Source organism: Flavobacterium sp. B114r, from assembly GCF_056824125.1.
On sequence record NZ_CP124858.1, the window covers coordinates 3,754,083 to 3,776,440 of the forward strand.

At 32.7% G+C, this 22,358-nt stretch carries 19 protein-coding genes; 11 read left to right on the forward strand and 8 right to left on the reverse strand.

Annotated features, from left to right (window positions below):
• Nucleotides 1-29 precede the first annotated feature (29 nt).
• Nucleotides 30-2,429 carry a TonB-dependent receptor gene (locus QLQ94_RS15920; protein WP_271336872.1) on the forward strand — a complete coding sequence of 800 codons (2,400 nt, stop codon included), beginning with the start codon at nucleotides 30-32 and terminating at the stop codon, nucleotides 2,427-2,429.
• 70 nt (nucleotides 2,430-2,499) lie between these two features.
• Here QLQ94_RS15920 and QLQ94_RS15925 read toward each other — a convergent pair whose 3' ends face one another.
• Nucleotides 2,500-4,134 carry an IS1182 family transposase gene (locus QLQ94_RS15925; RefSeq protein WP_072959494.1) on the reverse strand — a complete coding sequence of 545 codons (1,635 nt, stop codon included), beginning with the start codon at nucleotides 4,132-4,134 and terminating at the stop codon, nucleotides 2,500-2,502.
• 80 nt (nucleotides 4,135-4,214) lie between these two features.
• On the reverse strand, nucleotides 4,215-5,936 hold the full coding sequence (locus tag QLQ94_RS15930; RefSeq protein ID WP_271337342.1) for a tetratricopeptide repeat protein: 1,722 nt from the start codon (nucleotides 5,934-5,936) through the stop codon (nucleotides 4,215-4,217).
• 310 nt (nucleotides 5,937-6,246) lie between these two features.
• Here QLQ94_RS15930 and QLQ94_RS15935 point away from each other — a divergent pair, with 310 nt between their 5' ends.
• Nucleotides 6,247-6,420, forward strand: coding sequence for a hypothetical protein (locus QLQ94_RS15935; protein WP_271337341.1), 174 nt, complete (start codon nucleotides 6,247-6,249; stop codon nucleotides 6,418-6,420).
• Nucleotides 6,421-6,889: 469 nt separating this feature from the next.
• Here the strand turns inward: QLQ94_RS15935 and QLQ94_RS15940 are convergent, their stop codons facing one another.
• Both QLQ94_RS15940 and QLQ94_RS15945 read right to left on the reverse strand, forming a co-directional pair.
• Entirely contained in the window at nucleotides 6,890-7,918 is a 1,029-nt protein-coding gene (locus QLQ94_RS15940; RefSeq protein ID WP_271337340.1) for a hypothetical protein, read from the reverse strand.
• A 482-nt stretch (nucleotides 7,919-8,400) separates the two neighbouring features.
• Nucleotides 8,401-8,601: a helix-turn-helix domain-containing protein gene (locus QLQ94_RS15945; RefSeq protein ID WP_271337339.1), complete on the reverse strand. Its 201-nt coding sequence runs from the start codon at nucleotides 8,599-8,601 to the stop codon at nucleotides 8,401-8,403.
• Between the two features lie 634 nt (nucleotides 8,602-9,235).
• On the opposite strand from QLQ94_RS15945, the gene QLQ94_RS15950 reads away from it, so the two are divergent.
• Complete coding sequence (locus QLQ94_RS15950; RefSeq protein ID WP_271337338.1) at nucleotides 9,236-10,165, forward strand: helix-turn-helix domain-containing protein; 930 nt, start codon at nucleotides 9,236-9,238, stop codon at nucleotides 10,163-10,165.
• 193 nt (nucleotides 10,166-10,358) lie between these two features.
• Here QLQ94_RS15950 and QLQ94_RS15955 read toward each other — a convergent pair whose 3' ends face one another.
• Nucleotides 10,359-10,610: a helix-turn-helix transcriptional regulator gene (locus QLQ94_RS15955; RefSeq protein ID WP_271337337.1), complete on the reverse strand. Its 252-nt coding sequence runs from the start codon at nucleotides 10,608-10,610 to the stop codon at nucleotides 10,359-10,361.
• A 456-nt stretch (nucleotides 10,611-11,066) separates the two neighbouring features.
• Here QLQ94_RS15955 and QLQ94_RS15960 point away from each other — a divergent pair, with 456 nt between their 5' ends.
• Nucleotides 11,067-12,233, forward strand: coding sequence for a helix-turn-helix domain-containing protein (locus QLQ94_RS15960; RefSeq protein ID WP_271337336.1), 1,167 nt, complete (start codon nucleotides 11,067-11,069; stop codon nucleotides 12,231-12,233).
• Between the two features lie 115 nt (nucleotides 12,234-12,348).
• Here QLQ94_RS15960 and QLQ94_RS15965 read toward each other — a convergent pair whose 3' ends face one another.
• From QLQ94_RS15965 to QLQ94_RS15975, 3 genes are all read right to left on the reverse strand, one after another.
• Nucleotides 12,349-12,864, reverse strand: a complete 516-nt coding sequence (locus tag QLQ94_RS15965; protein WP_271337335.1) for a cupin domain-containing protein — start codon at nucleotides 12,862-12,864, stop codon at nucleotides 12,349-12,351.
• 27 nt (nucleotides 12,865-12,891) lie between these two features.
• Entirely contained in the window at nucleotides 12,892-13,362 is a 471-nt protein-coding gene (locus tag QLQ94_RS15970) for a UpxY family transcription antiterminator (protein ID WP_271337334.1), read from the reverse strand.
• 249 nt (nucleotides 13,363-13,611) lie between these two features.
• Entirely contained in the window at nucleotides 13,612-15,009 is a 1,398-nt protein-coding gene (locus QLQ94_RS15975; protein WP_482497777.1) for a UDP-glucose 6-dehydrogenase, read from the reverse strand.
• 532 nt (nucleotides 15,010-15,541) lie between these two features.
• On the opposite strand from QLQ94_RS15975, the gene QLQ94_RS15980 reads away from it, so the two are divergent.
• The 7 genes from QLQ94_RS15980 to QLQ94_RS16010 all read left to right on the forward strand — a co-directional run bounded on the left by QLQ94_RS15980 (nucleotide 15,542) and on the right by QLQ94_RS16010 (nucleotide 22,316).
• Nucleotides 15,542-15,970 carry an adenylyltransferase/cytidyltransferase family protein gene (locus QLQ94_RS15980; RefSeq protein ID WP_271337332.1) on the forward strand — a complete coding sequence of 143 codons (429 nt, stop codon included), beginning with the start codon at nucleotides 15,542-15,544 and terminating at the stop codon, nucleotides 15,968-15,970.
• Nucleotides 15,967-16,971, forward strand: coding sequence for a mannose-1-phosphate guanylyltransferase (locus QLQ94_RS15985; RefSeq protein ID WP_271337331.1), 1,005 nt, complete (start codon nucleotides 15,967-15,969; stop codon nucleotides 16,969-16,971). Before QLQ94_RS15980 ends, QLQ94_RS15985 begins: the two co-directional genes overlap by 4 nt.
• 105 nt (nucleotides 16,972-17,076) lie before the next feature.
• Nucleotides 17,077-18,192: a GDP-mannose 4,6-dehydratase gene (gene gmd, locus QLQ94_RS15990; RefSeq protein ID WP_482497779.1), complete on the forward strand. Its 1,116-nt coding sequence runs from the start codon at nucleotides 17,077-17,079 to the stop codon at nucleotides 18,190-18,192.
• Between the two features lie 2 nt (nucleotides 18,193-18,194).
• Nucleotides 18,195-19,151, forward strand: a complete 957-nt coding sequence (locus tag QLQ94_RS15995; RefSeq protein ID WP_482497781.1) for a GDP-L-fucose synthase family protein — start codon at nucleotides 18,195-18,197, stop codon at nucleotides 19,149-19,151.
• Nucleotides 19,152-19,280: 129 nt separating this feature from the next.
• A complete protein-coding gene (locus QLQ94_RS16000; protein WP_271337328.1) occupies nucleotides 19,281-19,640 on the forward strand; it encodes a hypothetical protein in 360 nt (119 codons plus the stop codon).
• Between the two features lie 351 nt (nucleotides 19,641-19,991).
• Nucleotides 19,992-21,359: a lipopolysaccharide biosynthesis protein gene (locus QLQ94_RS16005; protein ID WP_271337327.1), complete on the forward strand. Its 1,368-nt coding sequence runs from the start codon at nucleotides 19,992-19,994 to the stop codon at nucleotides 21,357-21,359.
• Nucleotides 21,360-21,395: 36 nt separating this feature from the next.
• Complete coding sequence (locus QLQ94_RS16010; protein WP_271337326.1) at nucleotides 21,396-22,316, forward strand: polysaccharide pyruvyl transferase family protein; 921 nt, start codon at nucleotides 21,396-21,398, stop codon at nucleotides 22,314-22,316.
• The last annotated feature ends 42 nt before the right edge of the window (nucleotides 22,317-22,358 follow it).

A 22,358-nucleotide genomic window follows, 5' to 3' on the forward strand; every position in this document is an offset into this window, starting at 1 on the left:
CATATTTGCTTGAAATTTAAAAGTAAAATATGCACAAATCAAAGATCAATCGTTTATTATTTATTGTATTTATCTTAAGTAATACAGTAGCTGCACAGATCAAATTTTCAGGAAAAGTTACTACATCTGAAAAGAGTCCTTTAGAATATGCAGAAGTTATCCTTTTTTCAGAAAATTCTATCGCCCTTATTAATCGTCTAACAAATGAAAAAGGGGAGTTTGTTATAGAATATCAAAAAGGAAAGTACAAATTAGAAATACGTCAGTTCAAGGAAATTTTTTATACAAAAGAGATAGAACTGACTTCAGATTTTGATGTGGGTGCAATAATCGTGAATGTTGCAAACGTGTTAGAAACCGTTGTAATTTCTAAAAAGAAAGAAGTCGTAGAAAGAAAAGTAGACCGACTGGTTTTTAATCTGGAAAATACGATTAGTGCTGCCGGAGGTGATGCACTCGATGCACTAAAAGTTACGCCGGGACTACAAGTCCGGAATGAAAGCATCACCATGATCGGCAAAAGTTCCATCAGGGTTTTGATAGATGGTAAAATGCTTGAAGTGGGAGAAGAGGAACTGGCTAATTTACTGAGATCCATTTCAGCTGATAACATCAAAAGCATCGAGGTAATCACAACGCCACCAGCCAAATATGAAGCCAGTGGAAGCAGCGGATTAATTAATATTAATTTAAAAAAAGCTAAAAAAGATTCCTGGAGCCTTTCCTTAGGGAGTGGTTATTTACATCGATCCGAAGATGGAGAAGGAGCAATGACGAGTAATTTTGTGTACAACAAAAATAAGCTTGCACTGTCCTCTTCATTGAATTACAGAGAGGGTGGCGAATCTTTTGATTATCAGGACGACATCTATTTTCCGGATCAATTATGGAGGACTGGTCAGGAATTTAAAAGAAATTACAAAAGGATAAATACGATTCTTGGGCTTCAGTATCTGGCAACATCCAAATGGGCTTTTGGTTTTCAATACATGGGTAATTTTAATAAAACAAGTGGTGACAGAGAGACGAAATCAACAGTTTATGAGAACAATGCAAGTACAAGTTTTAATGATATAATAGCGTTTACAAATTCTTCGCAAAAGCCGGAATTTAATTCAATGAACTTCTTTAATGAGATTAAACTTGATTCTGTTGGAAAGAAAATAGTTTTGAATCTGGATTATTTTAAATATTCGAATACGGATACAAGACCTTATGAAGGAACTTCGGAAATAATCAGACCGTACGATTTTAAGTACTTTAAAGGAATTAATAATAACAATCAGAAAACTAATAATTTTTCAGGTAAGATAGATGTTGACTTGCCTGCAAAGTTTATAAATTGGAGTGTGGGAGGAAAAATTTCAGTTTCGAAGACCAATAATGATATTTCTTCTTTCAATAGCGGACTGGTTTATAACCCGGTGACAGATCTTCTGCTAACGACTAATAAATTCGATTATAATGAATATATTCAGGCCTTTTATTTTTCAGGAAATAAAAAATTTGAAAATAATATTGAAGTTCAATTTGGGACAAGATTAGAAGCCACTCAGACAAAATCTTATGACGGAAGTTTAAAGCAAACCGTAAGTAACAATTACACGAAATTTTTCCCCTCAATTAATATTTCATATTCCCCTCAGGAAAATTCAACATTTAGATTTGGTTACAGCAAGAGAATAGGCAGACCTAATTTTATGGAATTGAACCCGAATGTAACTTACGTTAATCCGTTTCTAACTGTTGAAGGCAATCCTTTTTTGAGACCTTATTTTATAGATAATTTCGAATTAATTTATTCCTATAAAAAACTCGAAAGCAAGCTTTATTATAGCATAGAAAACAATATGTACAATCAAATAGGCCTGCCGGATTCAACAACTTATCTTGTTCGTCTGACCAATAGAAACATGTTTAATGTAAAAAGATACGGAATCTCAGAACTTTATATTTTCGATAAATTTGACTGGTGGACGAGTAACAATGTGTTTGTTTTGAATTATTTAACTTCAGAAACTATCGATATACCGGCAAAAGGCGTAGACGGTTTTTATTCGACCTTTTCAACCAATAATGACTTTGTTTTAAACAAAACCAAAACGCTCTTGTTTAATTTTAATTTCGTGGTAATGCCTGTTGGGACTTATGGAGTAAACAGACTCGAATCATCAAGTTCGACCGCACTTTCTGTTCAATATTTAGTATTGAATAAAGATTTAAGAATTACACTAAAAGCAAATGATATTTTCAAAACAGACAAAATGAGATTCAACTCAACGGTAAACGGTGTTTATCGGGATTCTAATTATTATTTTGATTCCAGATACATACAATTGTCCTTGAATTACAGATTTGGCAACAAAAATGTAAATGTAGGAAAAAGAGAAGCCGGTAATGTTGATGAAAGAACAAGAACAGGAAATTAATTAAAAAAATTAAGAGATATAAAGAGGTTGTCTGAAAAGACGACCTCTTTCTTTTATTATACTAGTAGATTTACAGAGTGTTTCTTGAAAAATGTAAATTTGGGCTAAAATGGTCTTCTATAAACTTTTCTAAAGCTTCTACGAGATCAAAAATGAGGTTAAAATTGCCCAAACGGATTTTAGCGATCCATTTAGAAAAGTTGTGAGCAATAGCAATCAGGCCAAATTCAGTATTTACTTTGGCTGTTTTGGTAAGTGTAAATCTTTTAAATCCTTTGTTTTGCTTGATGTTACCAAAAACCGGCTCTGGTTCAATACATCTTTTACTATAAATTTCCCTGCCCAATTCACTTTCTAAATTCTCTCTTGCCTTGAATTTCAGTCTTTGAAGATTGTGATTAATTTCTATCCGTCTGTTCCCCTTAGCTTTAAAGCATTGCCCCCGCAGAGGACATCCTGCGCAATTTAAAGCCTCATATACCGAATGATACTGTTCAAAACCAGTTGTAGTTTTTGATTTCTTAGTAAAGATACGAGGCATTTGCTGCCCCATTGGACAAACCAAAAAGTCTTGCTCATTATTATGAAACAGGTTTTGTGCGTGGAATAAATTGTTTTTATGCTTACGGGTCTCTTCGATACGGTACATGTTGTAGGGAACAAAAAAATCAATTTCTTTGTCTTCAAGGAGTTGATAATTTTCCTCACTTCCATAGCCCGCATCGGCTATAACTTTTGCAGATTGTTTGCCGTAGTTGCTTTTGAATCCTTCTAAGTGAGTCTTTAATGTGGTAAAATCAGTAGAAGTCTGGTGGGTGGAGTAATGTGTAATAATTTGATTTTCTGTAGAAATCTGAATATTATAACCCGCTTTTAATTGTCCGTTGCCCATATGATCTTCTTTCATGCGCATAAAAGTAGCATCGGTATCGGTTTTCGAATAACTGTTTCTATCCCCCAGAATTTCGAGATGTTTCTCATATTCTTTAAGTTTTACAAGCTGTTCTTTCTCGAGTTTTTGAAGTGATTTGTTCTGCTGTTTACTCAGCTTCTGCTTTTTTTCACTTTGGTTGATCTCGTGTATTTTTTCTTCTAATTTCTTACTGTCTACCTTGGTATCAGTTTGGTTATCAGTATGCATAATGTCTGACTCGATAGCCTGACCAATATCTGCCAGAACAGCATCGATTTTTCCCTGAAGCCTGTCTTTATGTTTTTCAACTGCTTTCTTCCACACAAAGCTGTATTTATGTGCGTTGGCTTCTATTTTAGTACCATCAATAAATTGTCTCTCCAGGCTAATGAGCTCTAAATCTACCATCATCAGAACGACCTGGCTGAAAAGTTTTTCGATATTCCCTTTTAATTTTTTTCCTCTAAAGTCATTGATAGTTCTAAAATCCGGCTGAAGTCCTCCCGAGAGCCACATAAAATATATATTCTCCTTCACGGCTCTAGCCAGCTTTCGGCTGGAATAGGTATTATTGAGATATCCGTAAAACAATATTTTCAATAACATCTTAGGATGGTAGCTGGATCTTCCACCGCCTTTAAACTGTGATATAATCTCGGAAATTTCCAACTGTTCAACAACACTGTCTATTAATCGGGCAGAATGATTCTCTGGGATCAGATCATTTAAATTCAATGGAAAAAGATCTTGCTGGTGAACCGAATGAGGCTTAAAAACTGGCTGCATAATCATTGATTTTAGTACTTAAATATAAGAAAAATCAATGTGTAAAACAAAAAAAAACTGCCCGAAATTACTTTTCGGACAGCCTCTTATTGCTCGTTAAAAACATCAGTATAGTTTAATTCATACCGTTTTTTCAATCGCTGTTTGGCTTTTTTTACGGCCTCCAGAGTAATACCCAGTATTTGTGCTGTTTCCAGATTTTTCAACCCAATTTTTTGCAATAGTATGATTCGTAAATTGGCTTCTGTCAGATTAGGGAACTTCTCGATTAAGTAGTGGTAATAATCAGGCTGTTCTTCAATAAAAATAGCTTTAAAACGCAGCCAATTTTCCTGAGTCATTAAATGAGATTCCAAAAGTTCTTGCAGGTTTTTTTCTTTTACCCGTGAAGAAGCTGGTTTTGAAAGATTTTTGAGTTTCTTTATTTCTCGTTCTAACTTTGTTAGCTGGTCATTTTTTTCAGACAAATAAATTTTATAAGAGCTTAAGGAGGCATGAGTTTCATGGAGTTTTTTCTCTGATTGAATTTTAGCCAACTGAGCAGATAAAATATTTTTCTCAAAGGCAATTCCCTGAAGTTTTAACTTTCGATTGTATACGACATAAATTAGAATCAATATGATGAGTAATAAAACACTTATAGTAATCCAGGTCCATTGTAATAGTGAGGCTTTCTCCAATTTGGTTTGCTCAATTTCTAATTGTGATTTAATTCGCTCCTTTTGTGCCTGTAAATTCAATCTGTCGATAGCAGGGTCTCCATCAGTTAAGGCAACTACTTTATTCAGAGAGTCTAAGGATCTGCGAAAGTGTAGTTCGCTTATTAAGTCTTTTTTATGTAGGGCAATCGCAAGTAATAATTCTGTTATTTCATATTCAAAACTTGCAAGATGAGCTTTGGTTCTCACGTAATTTCTTGCTTCTTTTAGTACACTATCTGCATTGTCAGGATCTTTTTGTGATACATACAGTTTACCCAATTGAATTTGGGCATACATGGTATTTCGATCGCTATTGTTTTGTTTTGAGAGGGCAATATCTTCCAGTAAAAGCCTTTGCGCCATTGAGAAATCATTTCGAAGTACATAAATTTTGGACAATTCTCCTAAAGCTTTGGCATAACGAACTTCTTGTTTATTCTGTAATGCTAGATCGCGGGTCTGTATAAAGTATTGCTCTGCCTTATCAGCTTGGTTTTGTTTTAGATAAGACATTCCTAAATTATTGAGTATCTCCGTGTAATTTTCAGAATTTGGAGTAGAGAATTTTAAGGCCTCTTTAAGGTATATTTCTTCTACTTTATAATCTTCAATAGAGCCAAAATAATAGGCATTTTTTTTTAGTACAATTTCGGCTTCGAGCAAATCACCTTTAGATTCATTTTCTATTTTTTGAAAAGTCTCCAGGAAATAGGGCAATGCCTGAATAGGATTATTGTATTTGTAATAATAAAAACCAAAGTGAGTTTCAGTCCAAATGATTAAGTCTTCACGCTTTAATTTTTTTGCGAGTGTTACAGCTTTTCGATATAAAATCTCGCTTTTATTATTTTTATGATCAATTTGCAAAGATTGTTTCTCAGCGCTCAAGGCGAGGTAAAGCACTTCTAAGACTTCCGGATTTTCGTTAGGGTACTTATGTTTAAAATCTGTGAATTTTAATTCTAAACAGTCTAAATCACAGTTGCGATAAGATCGAATAATTTTATTTAAAGGTTCGGCAGCATTATTGGCCTCAACAGATAATGTAAAAACTAGATGAAGACAAATAACAAAAAAGAAGCGCAACAGACCCAAAGATTTTTGCATTTGAAGGAGAGTTAAAGTAGGGCTAAAGGTAATAATATTAGTATTTTTTAAAAATAGTTTTATTCTAAATTTTCTAAGAAAGAGCTAAATAAGAACTACGAAAGTAAAATTATTTATTGAAAATTATAGATTTCTACCTGTTTTCTATAATAGATCTGAGTACAGATATATGAAATTGTTATAACTTAATTTTTGTTTCAATTTAATTAAGATTTTATGTAATTGGTTTTTAGTTGTTTATAGGTATTGTTTTTTTTGGATAACGTTTTAAATGTCCACCCTAATGTCCACCCCGGTTTTTCAAATAAAAATGGTAAGTAGTCTAATTTTGGATTCTTACGGAAAAGACAAATTGATAAAACTACTTTCTCTTTGGTTACGACTATGTTCTTTCAATTGCGTAAATGCACAGGATTATGTACATATGGGAATCAGTTCAGGTTTCAATGCCGCTTTCATCTGGTGTTGGATTACCAGTGAATAGATCAATCAAGGTGGTTAATAATACGAGTTTAAGCTTTCAGTTAAATCCGTATTCTCAGGCAATTCGCTGCGATTGACCAATATGGTAGATTCGGGAAATATAGTTTTTTCAAATCAGGAATAAGCCACTAAATTAGTAGTATTGACAGCGTCAGCCGATGCTCGTCGCCACCATATCAGCAAAATTAATCGGTTCGCCCCAAATTTCTTTATTCCAGGCAGGATGTTTTTTTTTGATCATTATTCTTGAAAATGAATGAATCATTCTGGTTCTAAAAGCATACTGATAACCGTCTAGATTTATTTCTAATGCATTCCTGCGTGTTACATGCGTCCAGAAATCCAAAGTATCTGTTATCCTAAGTGATTAACCAGACAAGTAAATCTTACTTGTTTGGTTGTTTAACCTAAAAATACGAAAAAAATAATTAGAGATTCGATCTAATTAAACATGCTTTTGGATTGTTTTTTTATAACACCCAGCCGCCCTGAGTATTTTGCTGATAGTTACTTTTTGAATGTTCATAAGCTTTGACGCCTTTTTCAAGTAAAACGTTATATTTTTTATGTTCTTTCCAAAACAAAAGATTCGTCATTTTTAAGTTGGGTAATTTTAATGCGATATCAAATAGTTGGTCTAATAATAAATTTCGATCCAATGCTTTAAAATTTTCAGGAAATATAAATAACAGTTCCTCGAGATTTTCAAGATTTTCAATTTCCTTTATATTTTCCAGCTTTGATAAATTATCAATTTGTAATTTTTTTAAATTTTTCACTCCTGCAAGACTTGGTAAAGAATGCATAGTTGATAAACCTTCAAAGTGTAAAAATTTTAAACTACTAAGTCCTTCCAGAAAATCATAATTGTCTATTTGTCGCACTCTGCTAACACCTAGATACTCTAAATTCCTTAATTCTGCTAAAGATTCTAATGATTGATAACTGCCAAACATTAGCTTCAAGAGTTTCAATTCTTTTAAACTGCTAATCCAATTTAAATTTTTAAGTTTAATCCCCCTTAAATTCAGTGAAGTAATTTTTGTCAAATACTGAATGTTTTCAATTCCCTTTTTCATCCCATCTATATTAAGAATTTCTAAATCCTTAAAATTTTTGATGAAATCGATATTAATTGCAATTGATTTTGTTTCGCCTAAATGAAGTTTAGTAAGCTCCAGGGTTTCAATTGGCTTAAAGTCTTTTGTTAGATATGATTTTACACTAAAATTTCTAACATTTGGAATTTTACTTAGAAATTCAAAGTCAATGATAGCATGCCATAATAACGTCAATCCGATTTGAGGGGATTTCTTGTAAAATTTATTTAAAGTTTCCCAAGTTTCTGTTGAGGGATTTTCAAAAGTATAGAACTGTAACGAATGTATTTCTTTCTCCTGAATTAGTTTTTCAATATCTGATTCGACCAGATTTTGATAGATATTAATATTACCACCAAAATTTCCCCACTTGGTTTCCTTCTTAAAACTTGGATTCATAGATTGAAATTATAAAATGAAATACAACTCGTCTATACAAGCCATAAAATGAGATTAAATCAACGTTTTTTAAGTTGACGTCTAATAAACAGACATTTCTTTGAGCGAATATAAGAAATATTTTTACTACAATTTACAACTTTTTTGAAATTGAAATAAGAACAATTTCGTACACCTATTTCAACTAATGTTTCATCGAATTGTATAAAAAATGATGTGTTAATGCATTTTTAATGATAACCAAAAATAAAAAACCTCCAAAGTCGTTAGATATTGAAGGTTTTTTTTTGAGATAAAGGATAAATTGTTGCCTTTTACTTTACAAGTGCTTAATTTATCAGCACTAATAATGCAAAGACGATTTGATCTTTTACTTAAACTTACCCGTGTAAAAGTTTAAATACAGATACATTTGCTTTATTTTTTTGAGGTTTTTTTAGAGATAATTTGAAGGTAATAATTTAAATGATAAACAAGAGATTCTATTTATAATCCAAAGTAAAAAGTTCACTTTTTTTTGCGCCAATAATTTTTACTAATTTATCAAGTTTAGATAATTTTAAATCTACATTTTCTGTTTCAATTTTGCTGTATTGACTTAAAGACATCTCCATTTGAATGGCAACATACTCTCTGCTTAACTTATTGCGTTCTCTAATTTCCTTAATTTTTAGACCAACCATAATTACTTAAATGAATTAAAAAATTAATACTTAAATTATTGTTTAAAACAATTTAGAGCAAATCTATTTATTAAAAATAGTATCAAAAAACACTCAGATTAAGTACTTTGTTTTAAATTAAAATTTTTAAATTTTTAGCATGTTTTCTAAAATTAAAAACTGTTAATTGAAATGATAAAAATCAGGTTTTAAAGTTATGAAAAAAAAAATAATGATCGTAAAAAACAAACAATTGATTTTCAGTATTTTATTTGTCCATTTTTAAGGAATTAATTAGATTGAAAAGTCATTATATTATCAAAATATTAACGAGCTGTAGATTTATGTTTAAATATATATTTTTTAAATTTACACCATCATCTAATTACTCTTTTTTGTGGAAATCCATCTGATTCTTCTTTTATTTATTGCTGGAATATTTGGAACAACGGTTTCATCAATCATACTTAAAAATTATAAATCCAACCAAGCCATAAATATCTATTTTGTTTTATTTATGATGTTAATCTCTTTCACTCAATTGGGAATGGGATTAAATCTTCTTTTTTTTAAAAAGGCAATCCTTACTAATTTTTATTTTGAATCAAGTGTTTCGGTTCTGATATTACCTATAATTTATCTCTATTTTAAAAACTTGTCTAACAAGAAAAGTAAAGTAGGGACGAATAAAATTGTATTGCATAGTATTTTTCCATTAGTTTATTTTCTGGTTTTAGTATTTAAAAACACCCTTCAAAACAAGTTCCCGCATTTTTGCCTTAGTGATATTATTTACTATTTCTTTAGTGCCTTTATATTGACTTATATTTATCTCTGTTCTGTCATTTTATACAGAAGTATATGGGATAAAAAACAGGAAAACTCTAATTCGTTGAAAAATACATTGTTGTCTAAATGGACAAGATTTATTTATCTGGAAATCATGATTATAACTTTTGCCCCACTAATACTGTATTGGTTCAAGGATCTAAAAGAAACAGATTCAATATACCAGCCTGTAAGCTGTATAATGTTATTGATAATGTGTTGTAAAATAGTATGCTGTCCTGAGATATTCTACGGTTATACACACCTGAAAAGTAAAATCAATGAAGTGGAGAATAATCCTTTAAAATTCCGCACCATTTGGATTCTTTCAGATAAAACTAACCCAACCGGCATTCAGGACCAGCTTTTGAAAAGAAAAATAGATCCAAGTCTGTCAACTTATATTGCTCAAATTGAGCTGCTTATTCATAACGATAACTTTTTTTTTCGATCAGATATAAAAATTGAAAATTTATCAAGTGAATTAAAAATCCCAAAAAGCCATCTAAATTATATATTTAAATACCATTCGAGCGTCTCCTTTGTAGAGTTCAAAAAAATGATAAAAATACATTATGCGACTATTCTGATAAAAAATAATTATTTACAAACGAACACGCTTAATTATTTAAGCAAGGAAGTAGGATTTGCTTCTTATGATCCTTTCTACAGGAGTTTTAAAAAACACACAGGCAATACGCCTTTAGACTATCATAACTTATTGAGAGCTAAAATTAGCCAAAACGAAAGCGAATAAAAAGAGTTTTTTTTCTTTTTAAAGAACTTTTGTTATCAGGTAATTCTGTTTTTCTAAATTATAAAAATTGAGTTTTCTGTAAATACTTGTTTTTTCTACATGATATGATAGCTCTTGAGCGTATGCGTGTTTTTATATTCTATATACTATATATTAAGTATTAGATTGGGGGAAATAACTTGCAGATAGTTCTTTAAAAAAGGTCTTTTTTTCTATTCGTTCTATTTTCAAAGAAAAGTGAAACATCAAATCTAAATATAAACTCAATTGACACATCAAGTACTTCTGCAATTTTTTCTAATTTGGATACAGTCAAATCGACTTCTCCACGTTCAATTTTTCCATAACCACTAGTGCTCATTTTAAGCTCATCGGCAACATGGTCGCGGGTTAGGTTTTTTAATTCTCTTATTTTTTTTATATTCTTGTACACAGCATGATTCATCTTATAAAACTTGTAATTAACTTACTTTAGCTACATTAGTTCCAAAAGTAGATATTTCGTTTTTTTTTTTTCGTTGCAACTGTAACTTTAATTCCTTAAAAAGGACATTTTAACACTTAGTAAGGACCAAATACATAAAAAAAAGGTTTTTATTACAAAATCAATTATAAGGAGATCTATGTAAAAAAAAACAGAATAATCGGTGTACTTTTTGCTAATAAGAAAATATATTTCATAAAATCCGAATGAATAAATAGTACGTTTATTACAAAAAAACAAACTAATATTTGATTACCAGAATTATAGATATATTGTTAAAAATGTAATTTTTTATTTTGTATTTATAAAAAAAAAAATCAAATTTTCGGCTCATAAAAATTATTACATTTTAACGGTAATAAATTTTGTTACATTTAAAAAAAAATCAAATTTCATTCAAAAAAACGATACTAAAAAATGCTGATTAACCTTTTTTATCTATTTTCAGGATTACTTGGTTTAATCTGTTTTATAATTATAATAATGCAGTTTAAATACAATAAATTATTAAATATTTATTTATTGCTTTCTTTTAAGCTTTTAGCCTTAAATTTTTTATTCATAGGTCTGGATGGTTTTGATATTTTGCGCTTATCTCAAAAAGGACATTACCCATATTATCCTTTTCTAATTGTTATTATTCCGGCAATGTATTTGTATTTTGTCAATATAGATAAGGACAGTAAAAAATTCAACTATAAGGAGCTGACGCATTTTATTCTTCCCATATTTTTAGTACTATTGAATTTAGCTGCAAAGCGGTTTCTTATTGTAATGATTCCGCCGTTTTGGATTAAGTTGTTTTTTTCTATTATGTTTGAAGCTTACATTATTTATTATAATACGATTTCGTATAGTTTCCTGAAAAACAAAATATGGAATAGAGAACCGGATCTTATCAATATCAAACAGAATAGGATATTAAAACAGTGGTCGTTTTTTATTTTTTATTTATACTGTTTAATTGTTTTTCATCTCATTGTGGTTATTACGATGAATTTGAAATCTCCAAATAATAGTGAATTAAACAGCTATAAATTTTTTCCTGCATTATTACTCAACATCCTGTATTTTAAAATCTTGTTTACGCCTGAAATATTGTATGGCTACAACGTGATGCACGATAAAATAAAGCAACATAATAAATCTACTTTTATTCTAAAAGATTTATGGATACTGGATTCTTCAGATGAAATAAGTAATGTTCAGGACAGGGCCCTGAGTAAAAAAATTGCAGAATATACAAGCAGCTATATTCACGATATTGAGAAACTGGTTTTTAAATATGAAATTTTTAGAAACCCAAATGCATCTATCAATGATATTGCCAATAAACTTAAAATACCAAAAAGCCATCTAACATTTGTTTTTAAGTACGTGTCGAAGGTAAGTTTTACAGAATTCAAGAAAATAGTGCGAATACATGATGCATTACAACTAATAGAAAAAGATTATTTAAAGTCAAATACTATAGAATCTTTGGCAAGTAAAGTAGGATTCTCGTCCTATAGTCCGTTTTATACCACTTTTAAAGAAGTTACAGGAATCTCGCCTCAGGTTTATATTAAAAAGAAAGTGAAGTGATACTATTGTAGAGATTCAATTTGAAATAAAATCACTTAAACCGTATTACTGATAAAAGCCATAAATCTTATTTTATAAAGATTTATGGCTTTTGTTTTTATGAAAGTAGTGTTTACTATCTTCCAAAATCATCCTGTAACCGTACAATGTCATCTTCATCAGATGGGTTATCCGGATCAGTGTGTTGCCAGATTTCAGCGACAATTCCCCAGGAATCCAATCCTGTCAGGCGGTGGCGTTCTCCTTTGTTCATCTGTATAAATTGACCATCATCAAGTATCTGAAGTTCTTGTTCTTCATCAGTCTCACTGGTTTTTACACCAACAGGACCAGAGAGGATCGTCCAGATTTCGGCCCTTCTAAAGTGATATTGCCAGGACAATCGTTTATTTGGTGCGACAATCAAAATCTTTGGACTCAATTTATTGGTAATCTGAATTTCTGACATTTGCAAATGTGGAAAAAATTGTGAGGCAAATGCTTGTGCTTGTTTTTCATCAATTACAAAAAAGCCTCCCCAGGGTCTTGTCGCATCCTGTTGTACTATTTCAAAATTTTGATCTTTCAAAAACGAAGCAATCTTTATGAATACTGTTTCCTTGTCTGTTTCTTTAGATAAATTAAAATCCATTTTATTTATTGTTTATTAGTTCCTCGTTTAATTTTCTTCAGGTTTGTGCTTCATTTTCAATACACAACCCAGAGATTCTAAAATAAGGACATAGTGAGAATTGGTTACTTCCTTGATCACTGCATCATGATTTAAGAAAGGACCTGAATTTACTTTAATGGTTTCGCCTACATTATATTGGGTAATACTAATATCTGCATCTTTAGCAAGCCATTCTTTTATCGTGTCGATTTCTTTGTCTTTTACAATGGCATGTTTTCCTAACCAATATAAATAACGGACAGCACCACGGGACAAAAAAACTAAATTTCTGTCTTTTTCATCCAGTTGAACAAATATATAGTTAGTAAAAAGAGGCACTTCGACCTTTTTCTTTCTGTCTGAATATTGCTTTATTGTTTTTATAACAGGACAATAGCAGTTTACGCCCAATTGCATCAATTGGTCAGCCACTCTTTTCTCCCATTTTGGTTTTGTATATACAACGTACCAGTTCATTATTATATATTGTTTATGAATTTTACAAGATGATTTTTAGTCTTTTCCCAACTCCTTGGATGTAATTTAAATAATAATAAAACACATAGAAACATAGATTTTATGCGTAAAAAAGAACCTTGAAAGAAATACATTTCTTCATATAGTAACTTTGTGTATTATAACTAAATGAAACGCCTTTTTTTAGTCATCAACAGCTATGTTCTGTGTTTTTACAAATTACACCCAACTTTTTTTTGCTATAAAATACTAGGAACCAATTGCCTGATAAATGAACCCAATAGATTCCAGATCCGTTTTGTTCAAAATATTTCTGCCATCAAATACAAAAGCAGGTTTTAGCATCGAGTCGTATATTTTTTGCCAGTCATACGTCGTAAATTCATCCCATTCTGTCAAAACTGCAACAGCATGCGATTCCTGACAAGCCTCATACGGATTCTCGTAAGAAACCAAACTTGCTGTGTTTTCTTCCTGCGATCTGGTTTTTAAGTAATCTAAATCTGCCAGTATTTTTTCTCTGCTTACTTTAGGATCATAAACGGCAATTTTAGCTTGTTCTGCAATTAGATCATCTGCGACATAAATAGCAGCCGATTCTCTGGTATCATTGGTATCTTTTTTGAAAGCCCAGCCAAAAAACGTTATTTTTTTATCAGCAACCGTATTATATAAGGTCTGCGTTATTTTGGTCGAAAATCTTTTTTTCTGATAATCATTCATAATAATAACCTGTTCCCAATAATCAGCCACTTCATCCAGTCCGTATGATTTTGCGATATAAACTAAATTTAAAATGTCTTTTTGAAAACAAGAACCTCCAAATCCCACAGATGCTTTTAGAAATTTAGGCCCAATTCTACTATCCATTCCAATTGCCTTTGCCACTTCATTTACATCAGCACCGGTTTTTTCGCAAAGTTCAGACAAAGCGTTTATCGAAGAAATTCGCTGTGCCAGGAAAGCATTAGCAGTTAACTTAGACAATTCTGATGACCATACATTTGTAGTCAGTATTTTTTCTTCAGGAACCCAATTGCTATAAACATCAACCAATGCCTGTATCGCTTCTTGTCCTTCCGGAGTAGTTTCGCCGCCAATCAGGATTCTGTCTGGATTCAGTAAATCAGTTACAGCAGTTCCTTCTGCCAGAAATTCAGGATTAGATAAAATCTGAAATTGTACGCCGTTTCCGGTGTTGTCCAGAATACTCTTGATTGCCTCCGCTGTTCGTACCGGCAAAGTTGATTTCTCTACTACAATTTTATCATCTTTTGAAATTTTTGCAATTTGTCTGGCGCAAAGTTCAATATATTTTAAGTCAGCCGCTTTTCCTTTTCCTTTTCCGTAAGTTTTCGTTGGCGTATTTACAGAGATAAAAATAATCTGGGCTTCTTCTATTGCTTTTTCAACATCAGTAGAAAAAAATAAGTTTCTTCCTCTGGCTTCTTCTACGATTGCACTAAGTCCTGGTTCGTAAATCGGAATGTTTGCTACATCTTTATCATTCCATGCCGCAATGCGTTCTGTATTTAAGTCAACAACCGTTACTTGTATGTGTGGACATTTTTTAGCAATTACTGCCATCGTTGGCCCGCCAACATAACCAGCACCGATACAGCAAATTTTGGTAATTTTAGTTTTCATAGTATTTTATCTGTTCTTCTTTGTATGTTAAATTGATATGTATTGATACTTGACTTTTCTTAAAATACACATTACTATATAAAGGTGTATTATATCTGATAAATGACTTATTGTAAGCTGAATAAATATTCTGTTTTGCTCAATAAATTCTGAAAAACAGCTTCTTTTTTGTTCTGACTGCGTTTAATATATGGGTACGTGAAATTAATTCTGTTTTCTTGCTTTTCGCGTTCTTTTCAATTGTAATTATTCCTTATTAAGACTTTTAAACCACCAAATTGAGTTTCGATTTTTCTGAGTCTGCCTTATTTTTGCCCTGTTGGGAGTCGTTTTTTTGTAGTCGCTTTCCAGCTTTTTTCCAAACATAATAAGTCATAAAAATAATAAGCTTTATTTTTTTTTGAGGGATAGTAAAATGTAACTATTCACGGGGAACCCTTGTTCATTTTTGAAATTTTTGTTCAAAAATCTTTTATATCCCGACTTATTTATTGCACTCATTTATATCAGCAAAAACCAATATTTAGTTATTATGAAAACAGGAATAACCTTTAGTGCTTTTGATTTATTGCATGCAGGTCATGTGAAAATGCTTGAAGAAGCGAAATTACATTGTGATTATTTGATTGTTGGATTACAAACTGATCCAACTATTGACAGACCTACAAAAAACAAACCCACACAGACAGTTGTAGAACGTTACATTCAATTGAAGGCCTGTAAGTTTGTTGATGAAATTGTGCCTTATACCACAGAACAGGATTTAGAAGATATATTAAAAGCTTTTCAGATCGATGTGCGTATTGTGGGCGATGAATATAAGGAAAGGGATTTTACAGGCAGAAACTATTGCGAAGAGAAAGGAATCGTGCTTTATTTTAATACGAGAGACCATCGTTTTTCAAGTTCTAATTTACGCAGAGAGGTTTTTCAGATTGAATTATTAAATGAGAAAATATGAGTTCAGCGAATAAAATTATACATGTTGTTCTAACGGGAGGAGTAGGAAGCAGGTTATGGCCTTTGTCGCGTAAAAACCAGCCAAAACAGTATTTGGATTTATTTGAAGGTAAATCTTTATTTGAATTGACTTTAGAACGAAATGCAGCGGTAGCAGATGATGTTGTGGTAGTTGGCAACAGGGATAATAGTCATTTGACAGAGAATGTCATGAAAAAACTGGCTATTCCTTTTACACATATTATCGAAGCTACGCCAAGAAATACAGCAGCAGCAATCGCTTTTGCAGCATTTAATGCACATCCGGACGATATTTTGATCGTAACACCATCTGATCATATCATAGAAGGAGAAAAACAATATAAAGCCGGATTGGATCAGGCAATAGCATTGGCAAAAAACAATTTTCTGGTCACTTTTGGGATTCAGCCTTTAAGACCGGAAACGGGCTATGGGTACATTGAATTTGATGGCGATACAGTATTGGCATTTCATGAAAAACCAAACTTAGAAAAGGCAATATCTTTTACAGAAAGCGGAAGATTTTTATGGAACAGCGGTTTATTCTGTTTCAAAGCAGGTTTCTTTTTAGAAGAATTAAAAGTGCAGGAGCCGGAACTTTATAAAAGTGCCCAACTGGTTTGGCAAGATAATGTCGACGGCTTGCTGAATTATGAATTATCTCTTAAAATTCCTTCTATCAGTGTTGACTATGCTGTAATGGAACGCAGTAAAAATATAAAAGTAGTCGCTACGCATTTCGAATGGTCTGATCTTGGATCTTTTGAGGCTGTTTATGATTATTTGATGCAAAACGGACATTCAGCAGATGTGAACGGAAATATTGTGATTGGTTCTGATGTGCATACGGCTTTTGTAGGTTTAGAAGATTGCCTTCTGGTGCATACTCCTGACGCACTTTTGGTTTTGCAAAAAAAGCATTCGCAAGGGGTTAAAGAGGTATATCAGCAACTGGAATTATCAGGTTCTTGTCTCATCTAGGAGATTAGTCCCAATTGATGATGAGACTAGATTAAGTAAAAGGCAAAATTCATCTGTACTAAAGATGAAAAGTAAAAATCAAAATAAAATAATAGATAAATAATTATGGCTAAAGTAGCACTAATAACAGGGGTAACTGGTCAGGATGGCGCTTATTTAAGTGAGTTTTTATTAAAGAAAGGGTACATCGTTCATGGTGTAAAACGCAGAAGTTCTTTATTTAATACTGATCGTATAGACCATTTATACCAGGATCCACACGTAAACAATCAAAGTTTTATACTGCATTATGGCGATATGACGGATAGTACGAATCTAATTCGTTTGATTCAGCAAATTCAGCCCGATGAGATTTATAATCTGGCAGCAATGAGCCACGTTCAGGTTTCTTTTGAGATTCCGGAATATACAGGAAACGCTGATGGTTTAGGGACACTTCGTGTTTTAGACGCAGTTCGTTTGTTGGGATTAGAAAAGAAAACCCGTATTTATCAGGCTTCTACATCTGAGTTATACGGAAAAGTACAAGAAGTTCCTCAGTCAGAAACAACGCCTTTTTATCCTCGTTCCCCGTATGCAGTTGCAAAAATGTATGCATACTGGATCACAGTAAACTACAGAGAAGCTTACGGAATGTATGCCTGTAATGGGATCTTATTCAATCATGAATCTCCTATTCGTGGAGAAACGTTTGTAACCAGAAAAATTACACGTGCGGTTTCCAGAATTGCATTAGGATTACAGGATAAGTTTTATCTGGGTAATCTTGATGCCCAAAGAGACTGGGGACACGCCAAGGATTATGTGCGTATGATGTGGATGATTCTTCAGGCTGATGAGGCAGAAGATTGGGTTATTGCAACAGGTACTACAACTCCGGTTCGTGAATTTGTCAAAATGAGTTTTGCACACGTTGGGGTAGAATTAGAGTTTACAGGTACTGGTGTAGACGAAAAGGCTTATGTGGCAGTTTGCCGTAATCCGGATTATCAAATTGAAATAGGAAAAGAAGTTTTAGCTGTAAATCCGCGTTATTTCCGTCCAACAGAAGTCGAATTGCTAATTGGTGATGCAACCAAAGCGAATACTAAATTAGGCTGGATTCCGGAATATGATTTACAGGATTTAGTAACTGACATGATGGAATCAGATGTGAAACTGATGAAAAAAGACCATCATCTGGAAGAAGCGGGATATCAAACAATGAACTATTACGAATAAAAATGGGTTTAGATAAAACAGCAAAAATATATATTGCCGGACATCGTGGTATGGTAGGTTCAGCAGTTTGGAGAGCATTAGAAAAGAAAGGATATTTGAATCTGATTGGTCAGTCAAGTCAGGAATTAGACTTGCGCAATCAGGAAGCTGTCAGAACATTTATAGCCAAAGAAAAACCGGATGCCATTATCGATGCGGCAGCAAAAGTAGGAGGGATCCTGGCAAACAAAGATTACCCATATCAATTTATTATGGAGAATATGCAGATCCAGAACAACCTTATTGATACTGCCTTACATGCAGGAATAGAGAAGTTTGTTTTTTTAGGAAGTTCTTGTATCTATCCTAAAATGGCACCGCAGCCCTTGTTAGAAGAATATCTACTGACAGATTCCCTTGAACCAACTAATGAATGGTATGCTTTAGCCAAGATTTCAGGGATTAAATCTTGTGAAGCTATCCGAAAACAATTTGGAAAAGATTACGTGAGTTTGATGCCAACGAATCTCTACGGAATTCACGATAATTTTGACCTTACGAGCTCGCACGTTTTACCTGCTATGATACGCAAATTTCATGAGGCTAAAGAAAACGATCATTCGCCTGTAACCCTTTGGGGAACAGGAACGCCAATGAGGGAGTTTCTTTTTGTAGATGATATGGCACAGGCGGTTGTGTTTGCTTTAGAAAATCAACTTCCTGATTATCTCTACAATGTAGGAACGGGTGAGGATTTGAGTATTGAAAAACTGGCCTGGACAATACAGCAAATTGTAGGACACAGGGGACAAATTATATGGGATACCACAAAACCGGACGGAACACCAAGAAAGCTAATGGATAGTTCTAAAATGAACCAATTAGGATGGAAACATCAGATCGCCTTAGAAGAAGGAATTGAGGAAACGTACAACTGGTTTTTGGCCAATGTAGACAACGTAAAAAAAGTTTCTTTTTAGTCTGATTTCAAAAATGTCAAGAAGTAAATAATTCTGAATTTTTATTTTTCATCTTAAGAAAAGCAGTTGAAGTAGTAATAATAGTTTCAAATATTTTTAATGAAACATTAATTTTTAAAATTAAAAAATATGGATCAAAGTAAAGTATTGGTTTTTGATGACTTTCATTATTTTTCGAGATTTTTAAAATATGAATTCAAAGACATCAAATTTCTCACGGGCAATAAAAAGGCGATTATTTATGGAAATGAAATAAACACAGAGCTTTCGCTGATTGTTTTTGTGTTTTATTCTGAAGATGATCTGATCGATTTGTTAAGGTTATACACACACGGAATTCAGTTATTAATTTGCAATCACTGTCCTAAATTCGTCAATAAGTTTGGGAATATAAAAAACGTCGGAGTATTGGACTGTCTCGAAACAAAAAGGGGATATAGAGATGATTTACGGGTGTATTTTGATGAAACATTTAATTTAGTTAATTGATCAATGTACTAAAAAATACTCCCGTATTAAGTTTCAAAATCCCGTCTCAATATTACAAAAAACCACAATAACCATAGCTGATTACAGCATCAGACAGAACAAACAAAGACCCATTGACTGCGGAATCTCTTATCATTGACACAAAAGATCAATCTTCTTAATAGTAGTATCTAATTTTCTTTTAATTGTTTTGGGGTATAATTAAAACCGTGTTAATGCTTGCAGCTGATGTACTTATAGTAAGATGTAAGTACACCGTATTCTTTGGGTCTGCTTGTTCTTTTCTGACTGTATAGGAACATTTTATTTCAGCTACTCTCATCTATTAAAATCTTAAAATTATGTACAATTATGTCAGTCTATGAGTCAATAGTAAAAAATTTCGCAGCAAGTATATTCGGGATGGGGGTTAGTTTTATGAACCAGATCGCCATGGTTCCTTTATTTATTATGTACTGGGGAATCGATAAATATGCTGATTGGATCTTAATTACGGCGCTTTCTTCGTTTTTTGCGATGACTGATATGGGGCTCAACCGGGCAAGTAATAATGAATTCGTGATCAAATACAACCAAAAGGATTACGATACTTGCTTAAAATTACAAACCAATGCTTTCTTATTTGTTTTAGCTGTATTTGGCGTATTTATTTTAATTTCTGGTTTGATCTATGCGCTTTGGGGCTTCAAAGGAATGCTTGGTGTAGAACATTTTACTGAAAAAGAAACCTCTGTTGCCTTTGTTTTACTTTTGTGCGAAGTTTTTGCCATGATGTACGGCAGAGTGTATCACGGTATCTTCAGGGCTACATCGCGAACCCATGTTGTCATAGTCGCTGATAACCTGATACGTATGGCGGAGTTGGTGATACTTTTTTGCGGGATCTTTTTTAAAATGGATATCATTTTAATGCTTACCATATACCTGATTCCTTCTTTAGCAGGAATTTTGTTCAAGCATTTGAGTTCCAGAAAAACATTTGCATCAGGGCTTTACCTGCGCAATTTTGACGGAGCAGTTTTCAAATCGATTATGAAACCGTCTCTTGCCTTTATGTTTTTTCCGTTGGGGCAGGCCGTTTCCAGTCAGGGGATGGTATTTGTAGTTAATATACTTTTAGGAGGTGCTTTTTTAGTTGTTTTTACTACAACAAGAACGCTGGTTAATTTTCTTCGTCAGATGATGAATATGTTATCGACATCGATCAATCCTGAAATATGTGCAGCTTACGGCAGAAAAGATTATAAAACGATATTGAATATCTACAACAAATCACTGGTAATAACATTTGTAGCCACTTTGTTCTGTATTGTTATACTGCTGTTTACAGGAAAAACTATTTATCTCGAGTGGACAAAACATGCGATAGTATTCAATGAGGTTTTCTTTATCGGGATGTTGTTTGTACTCCTGATTTCGTGCCTTTCAGGATTGTCAAGTGTGATTCCGCTTTCTACCAACACACACGTTCGCTTTACGATCGTATTTCTGCTCTCTCAGATTGCCGGAGTAGTATTGTGTTATGTGTTTCTTAAAATAGAACCCAATATGAACTTGATTCCTTTGGCGCTTGTACTCACAGAATTTGCTCTTTTTGTGTATACACTCAGGAACAATAATAAGTTCCTTAATATTAGCTTCAAAGAAATGTACGCAGGATTATGGGATCAGGCAAAATTTATTCTAAAAAAAAGTAAAGCAACTTTTACTGCGAATTAATTGCAGGAAAAGAAGCGAATTAAAATACCCTTAAAAATGTCAATCAAAAAGAGATACAGGCTTTTAGTAAATAAGTACGATTTATTTACCAGGTTACAGATCTGGAGAACCGGAAAAAAATATACGACAAAAACATTAAACGACAATTACGCCACAGCAACGCCCACTATTCATTTTATACACCGCTATATTACAAATAATACAGGAGATAAGGTTTGTGGTTATTATCAGTATTTTCTTCAGGAATTTGACCATTACAAATGTGTCGTTCACGATGTCAATAAAGTTGATTTTGCATTGATCAAAGAAAATGATGTTATACTTGTAGGTGGCGGCGGATTGCTAAACGCTATGGCTGAGTGGAATTACAACATCAATAAAGCAGCAAAAATTGCAGGAAAAGCAGTGGTATGGTCCGCAGGATTCAACTCAAATTCAAAACAGAACCTCAATAAAAAAGTTGACTTTAAAGCTTTTGATCTGGTGGCGGTTCGTGATTTCGAATACCAGGATTTCCGTTATGTGCCTTGTGCGACTTGTGCCTTACCGGAATTAAACGAAGATTATCCCATCAAAAGAAATATTGGAGTAGTGGCACATAAAGATGTTCCGCACCATCTTCCTCAGGAAATACATCAGTTTGATAAAATTACCAACAGTGCCTCATTAAAGGAAATGATTGAATTTATTGGGAGTTCTGAAGTTGTTTTAACCAATAGTTACCATGCCGTTTATTGGAGTATTTTAATGAAAAAGAAATGTGTACTGTTTGCCCCAAGATCAGAGAAGTACGATTTTTATAAATATCCGCCGGTTTTGTTCTCAGGAGATTTGGCTAAAGATATCTCTCAGGCAGTAGTTTATCCTGATGCATTAGAAGAAAGTAAGGCTTTGACTGATGAATTTGTTCGCGATATAAAATTTTTAATAGAAGAAAAGAAAGCACGAAGCAACTGAAAACCGCTACTCAAAACTGATTCCCTTCTATCGATAGGTAAG